The 15,447-nt window shown below is 44.1% G+C and carries 7 protein-coding genes; 2 read left to right on the top strand and 5 right to left on the bottom strand.

Features of this window, described 5'->3' with window-relative positions; translation table 11 throughout:
- The first annotated feature begins 23 nt into the window (after window positions 1–23).
- Together RIC07_RS02510 and RIC07_RS02505 are read left to right on the top strand one after the other, a co-directional pair.
- Window positions 24–1,379 (top strand): hypothetical protein, encoded by a 1,356-nt coding sequence (locus RIC07_RS02510; RefSeq protein WP_446393137.1) that lies wholly within the window; start codon window positions 24–26, stop codon window positions 1,377–1,379.
- Entirely contained in the window at window positions 1,372–7,143 is a 5,772-nt protein-coding gene (locus RIC07_RS02505; protein WP_446393136.1) for a DEAD/DEAH box helicase, read from the top strand. Before RIC07_RS02510 ends, RIC07_RS02505 begins: the two co-directional genes overlap by 8 nt.
- Before the next feature lie 14 nt (window positions 7,144–7,157).
- On the opposite strand, the gene RIC07_RS02500 is transcribed toward RIC07_RS02505, so the two are convergent.
- From RIC07_RS02500 to RIC07_RS02480, 5 genes are all read right to left on the bottom strand, one after another.
- Window positions 7,158–8,270, bottom strand: a complete 1,113-nt coding sequence (locus tag RIC07_RS02500) for a phosphoribosyltransferase-like protein (RefSeq protein WP_446393135.1) — start codon at window positions 8,268–8,270, stop codon at window positions 7,158–7,160.
- Window positions 8,271–8,282: 12 nt separating this feature from the next.
- Window positions 8,283–9,551 (bottom strand): ATP-binding protein, encoded by a 1,269-nt coding sequence (locus tag RIC07_RS02495; RefSeq protein WP_446393134.1) that lies wholly within the window; start codon window positions 9,549–9,551, stop codon window positions 8,283–8,285.
- Window positions 9,552–9,553: 2 nt separating this feature from the next.
- Complete coding sequence (locus RIC07_RS02490) at window positions 9,554–10,411, bottom strand: hypothetical protein (RefSeq protein ID WP_446393133.1); 858 nt, start codon at window positions 10,409–10,411, stop codon at window positions 9,554–9,556.
- 120 nt (window positions 10,412–10,531) lie between these two features.
- Window positions 10,532–11,092, bottom strand: a complete 561-nt coding sequence (locus RIC07_RS02485; protein ID WP_446393132.1) for a Uma2 family endonuclease — start codon at window positions 11,090–11,092, stop codon at window positions 10,532–10,534.
- 208 nt (window positions 11,093–11,300) lie between these two features.
- Window positions 11,301–15,326, bottom strand: a complete 4,026-nt coding sequence (locus RIC07_RS02480; protein ID WP_446393131.1) for a hypothetical protein — start codon at window positions 15,324–15,326, stop codon at window positions 11,301–11,303.
- Window positions 15,327–15,447: the final 121 nt, after the last annotated feature.

Here is a 15,447-nt window from a genome sequence, read left to right as displayed (position 1 = left end):
TTAATCTAAACGATAAAAAGGCTATGGCAAATGTTCAACGATGGTATGCTGGTTTCTCGTACAGGGGCAATGTTAAACAACTGGTGGATAAAATTTCGGAAAAGGTTTTAGAGCATAACCTGAGTCAGTTTGTGCCACTGGTGCGAATTGAAAAAGGAGCTAAACGTCGGAGCTTCTATTTTTTTATCGCGGTAGAAACGCCTCAACCTGGAGATTTACCTGAACCGGTGCAGTCTTATTTAATGCCACTACCGTTCTTTAAATCTCCGATTAAAGGTCGATCCAGTTTCCGCTATGACGAAATTAAGCCGATGGTTGGTGCGGCTCATGATGTTCATGATTACACGAATCCCATTCCCTATCAAATAGTTGAATCTGACTCAAATGACGATCCTTTCCAGATAATACCAACATCGACAACTCAGGAAGTACCAGATACGGAAGCAATTTCTCAACGATATCAACAACTGCTCTACTGGCTATCGGCTACGGGGAAGGGTACGTGGAAATTATTTAAAAAAGCTTGTCAGGCGATGGAAATTGAAGCCCCTGGGCGCATTTTGCGGCGACTCAAATTGTTAGGACATATTGAGTCTTCTGCGGATGGAAGACACTGGTCAGCAGCACCAACCAGTCTCGTTCAAATTGAGTCTCAGTCGGAAACAGCAAAATTTATTCTCTGTGGTCAACAAACTGGACACCTGTTATCTGTGTTAAAACAGTACGCCCCGGTTAATGTGATTCACCACTCAAGAGGTCATGCACCGGATGGTCTTCAAATTCAGTTACCCGATTCAACCTCGATCAATCCCATGATTGAGCAGGTGAAAACGTCTTTGGGTTTATCAATCCAAAATCGAGGAAATGTCGCCAAACAACTAGCCAAAATCTTACCTGAACTCAAAGAATGGACGTTAAAACTGCGGAACCTACCAGGAATTGTACCCAGTCTCTATCGCTGGAAACGCTTCGATGGTGATGACTTTACTGAATGCGTGTTTTCCCAACAGACGGGACTGTACGAGATGTGGGATTTAGATGGCGGCGATCGCTCTCGTTTAACTCTGTTTTATGACGCCGCAACGAACAGTTGGCGACAGGGGGATTGGTATGGTTTGCGATTTCTGGCATTGCAGCATCGTGATCAACCCTGCATTGCCCGTTATGATCAGGTAAAAGCACGTTTAGCTGTTCCCTACAGCCAACGATGGCCCCAACTGTATGAACGAGCGTTAGTGTTGGCATCTGGACAGCTTCCAAATTATCAAAAAACAGAGCAAAGCTTGTGGCTAATTTATGAAAATGTGGGGCGAGAACTGGTGCAGCAGCTAACTCAAAAACTTCAGGTAACTTGGGAAGAGGGAATAACGAATGCATGATTTAATCGGAGCATATCAACGGCTTGACCGCCTTTATCGGCTGTATATTAAAAGTGCCTTTCCCCTGCGATCGCGGGTTCTTAGTCAAGAGCGGGATACAATTCTTAATCGTCGGGGAGTGTTGAGTCAACCTCCATTGGTAGAGACTGTTCCCGTTTATCCATCTTCTGGGTTAAATCTGCTGAAGGTGGCACAGGGTTTGTCCTCAGAATGTCCGGAGTATAGGGATTTAGCTGAATTAGGGAAAAAACTCTTCCCAGCTAATCTTGAGCTTTATCGCCATCAGTGGCAGAGTATTGACGCCGCCATCCGCAACCATCGGGATATTGTCGTCACGACGGGTACAGGTTCTGGAAAAACCGAGTGTTTTTTGCTGCCACTTTTTGCCCAACTCGCGCGAGAATCTGCCACCTGGGATGTTGTAGAAACAACGGATTCTGACCGATATTGGTGGAATGCAAAATCTAAAGGACGTATTTCCCAATGGACGCATACCAAGCGCCCCCATGCTATGCGAGGGATTATCCTCTATCCTCTGAATGCTCTAGTCGAAGATCAACTGCGAAGGTTGAGAATGGCACTGGATGATGATACCGTTCATCAATGGCTCGATCGACACAGAAAAGGGAATCGGATTACATTTGGACGCTATACCGGATTAACACCAGTTTCCGGAATCGAAACAGACCAAAACCGGGAACGGTTACGCCAAAACTTGCTCCAGATGCAGGAACAGCGCCAAGATGTACTGAATGCACTACAAACCGATCCGGAACGCGATCGCGAACTGCAATACTATTTCCCTAGGCTTGATGGGGGTGAGATGTGGTCACGTTGGGATATGCAGGAAACACCCCCAGATATTTTAATTACTAATTACTCCATGCTCAACATTATGATGATGCGGAGTATTGAGGACAGTATTTTTGAGCAAACTAAAGCCTGGTTAGCCGCACCCGGACATCCAGAGCGAGAGTTTTTCCTAATTATTGACGAACTTCATGCTTACCGAGGGACGCCAGGAACAGAGGTGGCTTATATTCTCCGCTTATTACTCTATCGCCTCGGTCTCACACCCGACTCGCCCAAGCTGCGAATTCTGACAACAACAGCCAGTTTGGAGGATAACCCGGAAGGGAGACGATTTCTGCGAGAGTTTTTTGGCAGAGATCAATTTGAATTCATTAGTGGTGAACAAATCGAGCCAGTAGCCGGTTCGCGGACATTTCTTTTACCGTATCGCCATGCCTTTGCAGAATTTGCCCAAAGTGTGCAACCGGATTGGTTAGCAGGTTCTCCTGATCGGGAAAACAGCGACAGTCAAATCAGCCAGTTAGCCACTCAGTTAGGACAACCTCGACAAGGAGGGATGAGTGCCAAGCAACGATTAGGAGACGCCTTAGCCCGGATTCAAGCCCCCGATGCACTGCGGGATGCTTGTCAAGCTGTTAATGGAACGGTTCGACCAACTCAGATTCAGGACTTAGATGAGCAGTTATTTCCGGGAGGCAGTAAATTAGAGGATGCGATTGGCTTTGCCACTGCGCGGAGCGCAATCGCGTCTAAGGCGATGCGAGGTTTATTGCTAGCATTGGGAATGTCTCAAGGAAGCAATGGGCGATCGCCTCAGCCTGTACGGGGACATCTATTCTTCCATAACTTACAAAATCTCTGGGCTTGCTGCAATCCAGACTGTACAACGTTGACGGATCAGGCGCGTCAGGCTCGTCTGGATGCAGCTTCGACTCAAAAACCGACGGTTGGCGCCATCCACGATACTCATCGAATTTCCTGTGACTGCGGTGCTCGGGTTCTCGATTTCATTGTCTGTGAAGTCTGTGGCGATGTTTTTCTGGGCGGTTACAAGCATCCGGTGGGCAAGGGTTTTGTCTTGAGTGCCGATCAGCCTGACTTGGAAAATATGCCAGATCGAGTGAATCTGGGACAGCGATATGGACAATATGCTGTGTTTTGGTCTCTGCCCTATCATCAAACACTAGAACCTCAAGACTTAGAGTGGACAGTAGACAAGATTAAACGGAGATGGGTTAAAGCCAAACTCAATCGCATAACCGGTTTGCTGAAGATGGATAAGACACCTTGTCAGCCCGATGAAATACCGGGTTGGCTTTATCAGGTAATGGGGAAGGGAGCCGAGCAACAGTCTTCCATGCCAACTAAATGTCCTCGATGCGATGCAGACTACAGCCGTCGGAGAACGTTCAAAACTCCCTTGCGGAGTCATCGAACTGGATTCCAAAAAGCCTGTCAGGTGTTGGCAAGTGCGACGTTGCGAGAAATGAGTTCAAGTGGTGCAGGTGTCTCATCCCGAAAACTGGTGATTTTCTCCGATAGTCGCCAAGACGCCGCCAAGCTGGCAGCAGGCATAGAGCGAGATCATTACCGGGATATGGCACGCCTCACTATGATTCAAGCCTTTCGGCAATACTGGAATGACTTAGCTCCCTATTTGCGAGAAATTGATCCGAACTCAGCAGCTTTGAATATACTGCTTTCTTTAAATCCTGCTTTACACTCAAAAGTAACAGAACCAACGCAAGAAACGGATGACGACATACTCGCCCATGACCGTTTTGATGCCGCCATGCCAGACGAGATCATCAAAGAATCTCTGCGTTGGTCAAGGGGAAGACAACCATCCAATCAAAAAGCGCGTACAGAATGGATAGAGTTACTTCAACTTTATCCAGGGCGTATACCCATTGCTAACTTGCGAGGCACTATTTTTGATGCCTTACTTAGACAAGGAATCTGTCCTGGTGGTTCTACCTTCAAAGCTAAGAACTATAAGTCTGCTGAAGGTCATTGGGAGCAATGGTTTAACTGCTATGACTGGGATGATATTGAACCCTGTCAGTTGGTCAATCCTAGTGAAAGACAACGGGTACATATCTCTCGCATGGAAGCCCTTTTAGTTGAGGAAGTCATTTATGCCCTTTTCCCCCACATCGCCAGAACCCTAGAAGGGTTGGGTCAAGGCTGGGTTAGCTATCGACCCTATAATAATCCATCACCAAAGACCATTGATGTCACTGAAGCTGTCATTCGTCAGTTGGGGGTTAAGCGTCAGCATCGTTATATGCCCTACCCTACCTTTATTCCTGGAAGTGAGGAAAAGCTGCGCCGTTCTATTCTCAATTACATCAAAAGTTGTGGACTGGATGATATGGAGATTAAGCAGCAACTCAAACAATCAGGTGCAGCTATCCCTTCAGCCAGTGGACTGGTGCTAAATCCCGATAACTTAACGATTGTGCCAACTCCAGAGAATCCGCTCACGGGCTACCGTTGTCCCCAGTGCAATGCCTTTTTCCTACACAATGTTGGTAATTGCCCAGAGTGTAACAGTAAGTATAAGCAGGGCGAACCCACTATTTCTGTGGTGCCTGACCCAATGACTACAGATTTTGATTATTACACAGAACTAACGGATAGAGCCGATGCTACCTGTTTCCGGATGAACTGTGAAGAGTTAACCGGTCAAACCAATAGCGAAGAGCGCCCGAAGCGACAGCGTTGGTTTCAAGAGGTGTTTGTTTCCCAGGAATTAGCCAAGAAAAAAGTCTACGGGGTTGACCTGTTGAGTGTCACCACCACCATGGAAGCCGGTGTTGATATTGGCGCTCTCAATGCGGTGATGATGGCAAATATGCCACCGCGACGGTTTAACTATCAGCAACGGGTGGGACGTGCGGGAAGACGTGCTAGTGGGGTTTCCCTGGCGGTGACGTTTTGTCGAGGCAGGAGTCATGATGATTTCTATTATCAGCGACCAGAAAGCATGACCGGAGATTCGCCACCTCCCCCTTATGTGGATATGCGACGAGAGGCTATTTTTAAGCGAGTGCTGATTAAGGAAGTGTTGCGCCAAGGGTTTGCCGATACAACGAGTTTAGCCCAGGAAAGTAAGGGTGATAATGTTCATGGGGAGTTTGGCACGATTGAGCAGTGGCAGGATTACGAATCAGATATCGCTGAATGGTTGCACGATCCGAACCAAGAAGCCACGATTCGCTCCATTATGCAAGCACTGAGTCAAGAAACCCCTTGGGCGGGTTCTGGGGGTGAAGGGTTTGAGAGAGAAATGCTGGAGTATTTACGCGATCGCTTGATTCCGGAAATCCGTGAAATTGTCGAGGATCACTCCTATACCCAGGATGCCTTAAGTGAGCGTTTGGCGAATGCAGGGCTGTTGCCGATGTTTGGCTTTCCCACTCGCGTCAGAGCCTTATATACTCGCTTTCCCCATCGTTCATCCCAATGGCCCCCCACCGATGGCGTGATTGACCGCAATTTAGATGTGGCGCTGAGTCAATTTGCCCCGGGTTCGCAAACCGTCAAGGATAAGGCGGTGCATACGGCTGTGGGCGTTGTCTCGCTCAAACCAGCGGGAGGAATCGTCCGTTCTGAACCTGGATTGTATCCGCCCCTGTCTGAGGGCAATCCTCACCCAATTGGACTCTGTGAACATTGTCAAGCCGTTGTCCCTTTACCCTCTTTATCAGACCCTTTACCGGGTAGTCAAGAGCCACAGAAGCAAACTTGTCCGGTTTGTCATTATGATCAACCCTCACTCAAACCCTTGGATGTACGGGAACCGAAGGGATTTTTCACCAATTTAGAGCCAGAGGATTTTGAGGGACAGTTTGAATGGCAACCGCGCTCAACTCGTCCGTCTCTGAGTATTCAGACTGAAAATGCGGATGCGGCGACGGTTGGTAACTGTACCGTGATGAATTTGAGCGATCGCATTCTCTCGGTGAATGATAATGGGGGTAACGGTGGGTTTGACTTTTACACCCGTGTGAAGATTTACGGTAAAGTCCCCAAGCGCGGAGCTTATGCAGTCAAACTTGGAGCCACAGAGGAGGAAGACGGCGCGGTTGCAGCATCAGGAAATTGTCACCGAGTTGCTTTAATTTCACGGCGCAAGACAGATGTTTTACTGGTTAATATTGAACAATGGTCTCCAGGAGTCTTTGCTGACCCAACCACTGTAGAAGGACGAGCGGCTTGGTACTCCTTTGCTTTTTGGTTACGGATTGCGGCGGGTTATCGTTTAGATGTGGATGCCTTGGAACTACAGGCGGGATTTCGTTCCCTTCCGGGTAAGGATGATAAGCCAATTGGTCAAGCGTTCTTGTGCGATCAACTGGAAAATGGTGCAGGTTATTGTCGATTATTGGCGCAACCCCAAGAGTTTGCGGCTTTAATGAATTTGGCACAACCAACAAATCAGGATGGGATTGCCTGGGAATGGATTGATTCTAAGCTTGATCCCCAGGGGTCACAACCTCACGGTAGCAAGTGCGATACCTCCTGTAATCTCTGTCTACGGGATTTTAGCAATCTTCCCTATCATGGTTTACTCGATTGGCGATTGGCTTTGGATATGGCGAGAATTGCGTTATCATCCACTAATCGGGTTGATCTGAGTTCGGCTTGGCATGAGCTAAGAAATCCTTGGCTCAATCTTCTGGATGGGGAAAATGCTTCAATTCCCAGAATTATCAGGAGTTTGGGGTATCGTTCTTCCGAGTTATTTGGCAGTTTACAGGGATATGTTCCTCAGGGAAAAGGGAGAGTGCGATCGCGGGTTTTGATTATCCGTCATCCCCTCTGGACTGATCAGCATCCTGAGTGGCAACGTGCTGTAGAGGTGGCTCAAGAGCGATATCCTAGTTTTGAGGTGAAGTCGGCTAATCCGTTTAAGATTTTGCGACGTCCTGCGGATTATGTTTGATTCTAACGGTTAATTCATTTGCGTTTATAAGAAGTTGCACTTGGAGTTTGACTATTCCTAAATAATGGTGTCCAATTTTTAGCAGGTTTATGAAAAAAGGGTAATGTATTATTAGGACAGCTATAGTGGTGACAAGTCAAGGAACCTGATTGACGATATCCTACGGCAGGTTTTCCAGATGAACGCAAGCAGTATTTTTCAATAAAGGCATCATATTCAGCTTCAGTAATTTGATTCGCTGCCATAAGCTCCATAATTTCTAGATCTTTGTAATAAAGCATTTTATCAGAAAAAAGCGTTTGACTATTGGCAGAAGCAGATTCTATAGTCCCAAGGGAAAATGATTCTGACTGAACAATGTACATGAAAATAAAAATTGAATCTTGCCATATCGGATAATCTTGAATTAACGTATTAATTTGTTTAATACATTTACCGAGTTGATTTCCAGAACCATTAGTGTAGTCCATAAAGACAAATACTGAAGTTTCTGGGTTGCCAGAAGTAGATTCAAAGTATTCTTTCAATGGTCTAAGTTTTTTCCCGTCAGGGGCGCTAGTTCCAGTTAGAGCAGACCTTTCATAGGTTCCCCAAAGTCTATCTTGGCTTTCAACAGATGTATTTGGAGGAGAAGGCAATCTTGCATATCGGATAACTTTATTTCGCAGCCACTTTTGCAACTCAGCCTCATTTTTAATAGGTGCTTTCGGATCTGAATAAAATGCTTCTCGTAGATGTTCTTTGTCAAGCAAAAAATTAATTAGCTTGGATTGCAAATTTTGTGTAGCAGCTTCAATATCATTTTTTGAGAAAAATTGAAACTTACTGATTAGTAAATAGGCTATGTTTTTGTCAAGATTAGTTTCAAATTGATTAAGCCAGTCTCGAACTTTTTGCTTTGATAAAGAACCTTCCCAACTTGAAAACCTATCATAGCAATCTTCGATATCCGTATCGTCAAATAACAAAGAAATTTCCAATCGTCTTTCTTCAGGTAAAATAGAAGCAATTGGTCTTTGGTACGGTTGCACAATTATCTCTAAGGTTCTTTGGAGTTGATTAATTTCAGCGCCAACATTCTTAGGGTTCATCGATAAATAATTTTGTTCAAAGTTTTCTGCTGACATAGAGATCTGAGATTAAAGTCTTTCCCGATTTTTGAATATATCCTTAAATACCAAATTTGTAAGAGTATACCGATAAGGATTTTGACCAAAAATATCAATATATTGCTCAAAGTCAGATTTACTTCTGAGTTCTCTACTGGCTTTATCTAACCTATATTTAGCTTGCTGATCGGATAGTCCATCAAAATAGGCAATCTGACAAACATCTTTCCAACGCAAAAGGTTTTGAATAGACTGTCTTCTCCCACCACTAAAAAATAGAATATTCAGGAAAGCCTCTGCTTCCTCAGACAGAGCATAACTACTCCGTAATTCTGAAAAATACGCCTCGGCATAAACCCGATAACTATTACTAAAAATTCTTCGAGCCGTTTCCAAACTAACAGACGTATGGGATGATTCAGCTTCAGCCCAAATCAACTGGCAGATCGTTTCTACAAATCGGGGAATTCCTCCAGACACGACTGCAACAAACTCAATAACGTCCTCTTCAAAAGGATATATCTTATTATTAGTCATGAAAGTTACGGAACTATTTTTTTCTTCTATATACTCTTTTACTTCTTGTGGAAGCAGAGGCTTGAGTATTTTAAAATTAAACCTTGCTTCTTGTAACTGACGAGCTTCTGAAATAATTTGGGTATAGTATTCTTGCGTTACACTGACACATAATGACCAACCCGGTCTAGGGGAAAATTTTTCTGACAAACTATGCAAAAAACTCAGGAAATATGAAGGTTCTATACTGAGAGTTGAAAACAGTGCCTCAACTTCATCAAAAGCAATTAAAATATATACTTTTTGGGTACATTTAAGAAGTTCAAAAAAAACATCGAAGAGATTTATGTACTCTGTTTCTTCAAATATTCTTTTGTCTGATTTTGTTAAAAGACCTTCCCGAAGCAAAACATTGTATAACTTAAGCAAAATAGCGCCCAAAAGACTTTCAAAGTGTTTTTCTGGCTGGCTGGATGCTGCAACTGGCGTGACTATTTCTTGAAACTTAATTGGCACACACACGCCGTCGTTATGATTAAATTCTTGGGCGATCAAATTGAGTAACGTTGTTTTCCCATATCCATACTCTCCCACAAAAAATAGCTTGATGGGTCTGCGGATTTTGATAGATTGTTTAACTTCATCAAGGAGGTCATTAATAAATTTTGTTCGGACAAGTCTTGGACTGTACTCCTGATTGACTACTGATGCAGCCGCACCAGAAACAACATAAGGATTTTGGGCAGGTGCTATAGGATTTCCTTTAACGTCTTGGTAGGGCATAGTCAAACTGCAATAGCCGGTTCTAAAATTTTAATAAATCCATACTTAACGCCTCGGATATCAACCAAATCAATTCCCATATTCCGAGCTAACTGGGATTTAGTCGTCCTTAATTCAATTCGATGAGTCAGTTGTAACTGAATCAAATGTTTCTTGAAATCTTCATCCGTATAATCTGATACTTGCCGAAGATGATTGAGTATATTAGCAAGCGGAATTAATCCGAGGCTTTTCTCTGCTATATCACCATAATTTTTAACAATAAAATCAAAAAGATTTAAATAGTTATCAATTTGGATTTTCTCATTATAGAATATTTCGAGATAACCCACACCAGGATGACCAACGTAACTATATTCGCAGTATTTTGTCAGCAATTCCTTAAGTTGAGCAGGGGGGCAATTGTCGTTAATGTGGTATTTTTCTTGAAGTAGCCAGCGATTAGAGTTATAGTCTATAACCACCTGGGAATACTGAGAACAAGTCCGAGTCAAGTTTTCCTCAAATACTTCAACAGATGAATTTTGCAAAACAATTTCTAGCGGTTTACTGACCTCTATCTTAGCATTAACAGAAACTGAGGCTCTTGGACGAGGGGTTGTTTCTGAATAGAGCTTACCAGCCGCTTTGAAGAGATCTAAAACGTAAAAACCCGTTAAATAATTTTTAATCGTCGTACCAGACATGGGTGTTCCTGCTGGCTTACCTCTATGCGCTTTATGAGTAACCAGCTTTCCTTCCAACCAAGACAAAGTTGTCTTTAAGGTTTGACCATTATTGGCAACCAGCCCTTTTGCCAGTATCCTCATGTCCTCTGGATACTCCTTGGGTAAGTGAAAAATCGGAATGATTTTAGACATAACAGTTTTCTTCACATCCTGGGCGCATTAGTAAACTCTAACCTTCAAGCCTTTTATAAAACATATATTACCGAGTAAATTTTTGTAATAATTTTGGGCATAACTCTCACCTACACTTGTTTAGTTAAATAGTTCTCCCACTATACAACTAAACCCAGGCAGAAGCGGAGTTTCCAATACATCTTGAGCAAACAATGTTACTACTAATTTCAGCATCGCCTGTTCACGACGATAAACTTTAATCTCCTGCTTCTGGCGATCGAGAATCCAATAGTCTTGCACTCCCTGGGTGGAATAAAGTTTGAGCTTTAACTCTAAATCCCGTTGTCTATCTTTACTCCCTTTTGATAGCACCTCAACAATCAACTCAGGCGCATCAGTTAAGTGTCCAGACTCATCCAAGCATTCCTCTAATCGCTGATTACTTGCCCAAACTACATCAGGGATGACGCTATCGGTAGCTGAGAAAATAATACCCGGCGCGATCGCGGCTCTTCCTAAACCTGTCTGACGCGACCAAGTCTGTAACTGAGCATACACATTTCCAGTAACCTCCTGATGCTTCCAATGAGGCGCTCTCGTCACAATCAGTTCTCCATCAATGATTTCATACCGTTTTCCGTCTTCTGGAAAGAGTTCTAAATCACCAACAGTCCAGCGAACTTGTTCTGTGGTTATCATAGCGATCGCGATGACCTAAAAAAAGGTACTGTCTCTATCTTAACGTAAATGGCACTGATTTTAGGGTTTTGTAGTAAGCGATGCAGGTATTTACGCAACTCCAAACCTAGCTTAGTTTCACAGCGAGTTGCTCAAGTCCAAGCTTGGTGGACTAAAATCCATATCCAGTCAGCTTTAGCTGACTTGAGCTTTTAGCCCGAACTTTAGTTCAGGGCTTAAAGTTTCGGCGGTGCAAGGTAATCTCTAAATGTCCCTTCTGATACAATAACTTCAACTGTTTCCACAGCTCCTTATCCTCTGAAATCTGTTGCCGAAGTTTAGCAATCGAGACTTCATCACCCAAAGAGTCAATCGCCTCTAAAAGCTGTCTCTCCTCCGCCTGAAGATTCTCATCCTTATCGAACTCAAGTGTCACCCATTCAGCCTGTAAGTTCTTTTCTACTTCAGCAATAGCTTGCAGTTGCCTGATTGGTTCCTCTCCGGCTCCTCCAGCTTCTATCAATTCGAATAATTCCTGGCTTTGTTCATCTAAGCTACGTTTAAAACGACTCACTTGACTCAATAAGTCTTGCACATCTTGATTACGTTCTTGAGCCAGAAACGATAAATCTTGTTCCAGCTTTTCCCATTGGCAAATTTTGCGATCGCACCAATTTTGCAGCTTATCTAAAAATACCTGTCTCAGGGTTTGGTAAGAACCCTTCTCGTCTTCATCATCAAACCGACAGAGACGACTGAGACAAGATTTATTGTCTGCAATCCGCGCCAACAGGGATTGATACTGGCTGAGTCGCTGCTCAAAAGCCTCCCGCCGCGATCGCCGATCTCGCTTAACCTCTTGTTCAAGTTCAACTAAAGGGCGCTGTAACTGCTCATACTCCCTAAACCCCTCTATTTTGTGAGTTGCAAAATAGGTAACCACTCGGTCAACAAATTCATCATCATAACGCCTTAGCTTTTGAGAGTCATTCACCAAATTCTCTCGCAACACCTCAGCGCGAGTCAAAATAATTCGCCACTGTTCCAAACCCGCCACCAAATCCTGAAGCGTTCTTTTCCTATTTTCGTAACTTCTCAACGACTGAAAACACTGCTCTCTTTGACGATATAAACTCAAAAGATTGGCGTCCTCTAAACCAATCGAATGACTGGTTTTCTGGCAATCTTTATCGAGCTGTTTAACTTGCCGTTCCAAATTCGTCCGGTAGTCATTGAGGCAGGGTTCTAAACCACTGTTGCCAATAATAAGCTGACTCAATTTAGAGTTAATCAACTCTCTGGCAAAATTTTCTAACCGCCGTTTCATCTCACCCAGTTCTTGCTCAAGCGCCGAGTGTTTCTCCTGGCGAAATTCTTCAACTTGCTCACCCATTCCTTGTATCGTTCTCTGAAGTTGATCGAGAACTACCGTCGCTTCCCCCAAATCCCCCGCTTTGTCATCAGATATAGATTGTGGCTTCCCTGACTCAAATACAGTTGGTTCAAAAAGATTTAATTGTGCCGTATCATCGTCTCTTGCCAATGCATCAACTACCCAACTCAGAGTTTTTTCAGCTTCATCTAAACCTTGTTCAACGTCATGGAGCATCGCCTCATCAAAAGCGCCTCGCCACTCAGAAACCCGGTGGCGAAGTTCATGTAACTGACCCCTTAAATCATCAGGTTCTAGTTCCGCTACAGCTTGACGAACAATCCCCTTTTGTCGCTCCCACTCAATATAGCGTCGCAGTCGCAACCATTCAATCGCTTCCTCAAACTCATCTTGCAGATAGCCCAACCGCTTCACCTCTTGCCATAATTCTCGATAGTCTAACGCTTTACTATCTTCTTGTCCTTGTCGCGTCTCAATGACTTGCGTTCTTCCGGTTAATTTCAAAGCTTGAACAATAAATTCTTCCAGAGAATGTAACGTAAATTGGACTTGAGAAATTTCTCCCTTCTTGCTAGCAATCTTATAATCAGCAATCAAACCATGCTTCTGAAAAATTGCCAAAACACTCGGCAGCCCTGAACCCGTTGTCTCAAATAACCGTTCAAAATCTGCTTTGGAAACTTGATACAACTGACGCCCCCGACGAACAGCAAGAGGCACTTTCTCTAGCATCACTTTATATTTAAGCAAGGTAGGACGCAAGTTGTTGTAGAAAGACTGATAGTTAGGAAAGAGCGCTTTACACTTCAGATAAAACACTGACTCAATTAGTTTCGTTTCCGCACCTTTCACCTTCTCTAGCCCCTCAATTGCCCAACTATCAGGTCGAACCTCTGGAAATAACAATCGCAGGGCATACTGATGACATTCCTGACGATGGTGTTCCAATCTCGCCCGATCTGCCTTACTCACTTCCGGATTATTCAATAGCCAATCTTGAATATAATCAGAGAGAGTAAGCAGCGTACAAGCAGAACACTGTTCAGCCGGGATAACTTTTTTCAATAAACCAAAAACCGTGGGATATCCCCCTTCAAAACGGCGACTAAGCTGAATATGAAAATCAACCTGACCAGTTCCCGCGATCGCAGTTATTTTTTGCTGACTCTCAGGCGCTTTCCGCTCATAACTTAGGTAAAATCGCCAATCTAAATGACTGTTTTCCGGCGGAATAAATCTCATTAAGCCAGAATCGAGACTCCCGACACTAATGACTAAAGAACGGTTGGGAAATTCCGGATTATATCGTTCTGGCGCACCATTGAGAAAAGTATAGGAGCCAAATCGATCCACATTCCAGGCTTGAGGATAGCGCCAATTCCAATTCCCTTTTTGACCGACTCGCTTAACCGGAAATAGCAAAGGCAGAATATCGGAACGAAAAATATTGGCAGCCATCTCTTCTTTTTGCCCATCATGCCAATCCCGAAACCAACGCTGGCGAAACCGATTCAATATTTTATCAACAACGGTGGGAGTATTTGGCTGACTTAATGCCACCAATGCATAGCGATTGTGGCTAAGTTGGATAATATGTACACCATACAACTGATCATCATCAGCTAATTCCCTAAGACTGGTTTCCAATCCAAATTCCTGCGCCACCGATTCAGAAAGTCCCCCCGGAAAAATAGCCAGAAGCCGAATCACCTCTCGTCCTTGAGAATGCCTTTGCACAGGTTCTAGCTGTTCTAAGGTGTTAATCGCATGATTAATCCGGTGTTGACTCGCCCCATAAAACTGCACTCGTCCGGCTAAATAATCATTAATTAAATCTAGGGGAGTGTAAGGACGATTATGATCTCGGGCAAAACCAACCAAGCGTTTATAGACTTCAATAACCGTGCGCGGACCATTACTGAAATCTTTGCGATCGCACAACTGTCCTAAACTCTCAATTGTCGCTGGATGTGCGACTTGTTCCGGCTTAACTCCATCATCCAAAAACTTATTACACAACGAATGCCAAAGTTGTTCAGGAAACTCAGAACTATAAGCATCTGCGAGTCGGAGGAAAACGTGCTGCTGCTTCATCCGGTGGATAATATCACCCGCTTGTTCCTCAATCGCCGATTCCGTGGGATCTGTCGGCATACTAAAAATTAACGCCACAGGCGTATTTCCTAACGCTCGCATCCCTTTAACTAAATTACTCAAAATCTGAATTCGGGCGCTCGATCCTTCTTCCGTCCGCAAAAATTCTTGGCTTTCATCAGCGAATATAGCTAATCCTTTCATTCCCCCTTGCTGGAGAATCGGAATACTCTCTTGCCAAAAACTCAACACACTATCGGTGTTAGTAATATCAGTCTTTAAGTCTTGAACAATTTTCAGGGCTTTGTCTTCAGATAGCCTGTACTTCCGGGCTAGTTCTGCGGCTTGCGATACCCGAGACTGTTTGCCATATTTAACGTACAGTGCCTCAATTTCTGGAATACGTTCAGGTGGCACACAAGTCTTAATCCAACCATACGTGGCAACCATCAAATTGTCCAATTCCTTAAACTTGAATGGTGGCACCGCCACAATCTGATGTTGCTGACACTGATGCCACAAATAAACCAGTGTCGCCGTCTTACCATAGCCATAGTCAGCACTCAGATAGCCATTGACAGGCTTCCCCTGGCAAATTTCAGCAATTAAGCGATCGCGCAGCGTCTTTACCCGTAAGAGAGGGTCGTAGCTACTAGCATACAACCGATAACGATTGGCTACACCTTGAGGGTCATCTTCTATCTGGGATGGATTAACCGTATCGACAATTGCCGCGATCGCATCCAGTTGTTCTAATAGCCGTTTCATAGATGTAGCCAGTACAGAAAGAGTCATTATCCGATGATAAACCAATAAACCACCTTTTAGTACATAACCAACTAATTTGTGTTTTTCCCTTCTTCCCTTCGATCCTTTTCCCCTACCTACC

The sequence above is a fragment of the Coleofasciculus sp. E1-EBD-02 genome (assembly GCF_040218245.1).
Classification (GTDB): Bacteria; Cyanobacteriota; Cyanobacteriia; order Cyanobacteriales; family Coleofasciculaceae; genus Coleofasciculus.
The sequence above is the reverse complement of the archived record's forward strand: the minus strand, read 5'-3'. Positions and strand labels throughout refer to the sequence as shown.

Coding starts and splice junctions, on each gene's coding strand:
- RIC07_RS02510 (WP_446393137.1), top strand. CDS start 24: ATGGCAAATGTTCAACGATGGTATGCTGGTTTCTCGTACAGGGGCAAT.
- RIC07_RS02505 (WP_446393136.1), top strand. CDS start 1,372: ATGCATGATTTAATCGGAGCATATCAACGGCTTGACCGCCTTTATCGG.
- RIC07_RS02500 (WP_446393135.1), bottom strand. CDS start 8,270: ATGTCAGCAGAAAACTTTGAACAAAATTATTTATCGATGAACCCTAAG.
- RIC07_RS02495 (WP_446393134.1), bottom strand. CDS start 9,551: ATGCCCTACCAAGACGTTAAAGGAAATCCTATAGCACCTGCCCAAAAT.
- RIC07_RS02490 (WP_446393133.1), bottom strand. CDS start 10,411: ATGTCTAAAATCATTCCGATTTTTCACTTACCCAAGGAGTATCCAGAG.
- RIC07_RS02485 (WP_446393132.1), bottom strand. CDS start 11,092: ATGATAACCACAGAACAAGTTCGCTGGACTGTTGGTGATTTAGAACTC.
- RIC07_RS02480 (WP_446393131.1), bottom strand. CDS start 15,326: ATGAAACGGCTATTAGAACAACTGGATGCGATCGCGGCAATTGTCGAT.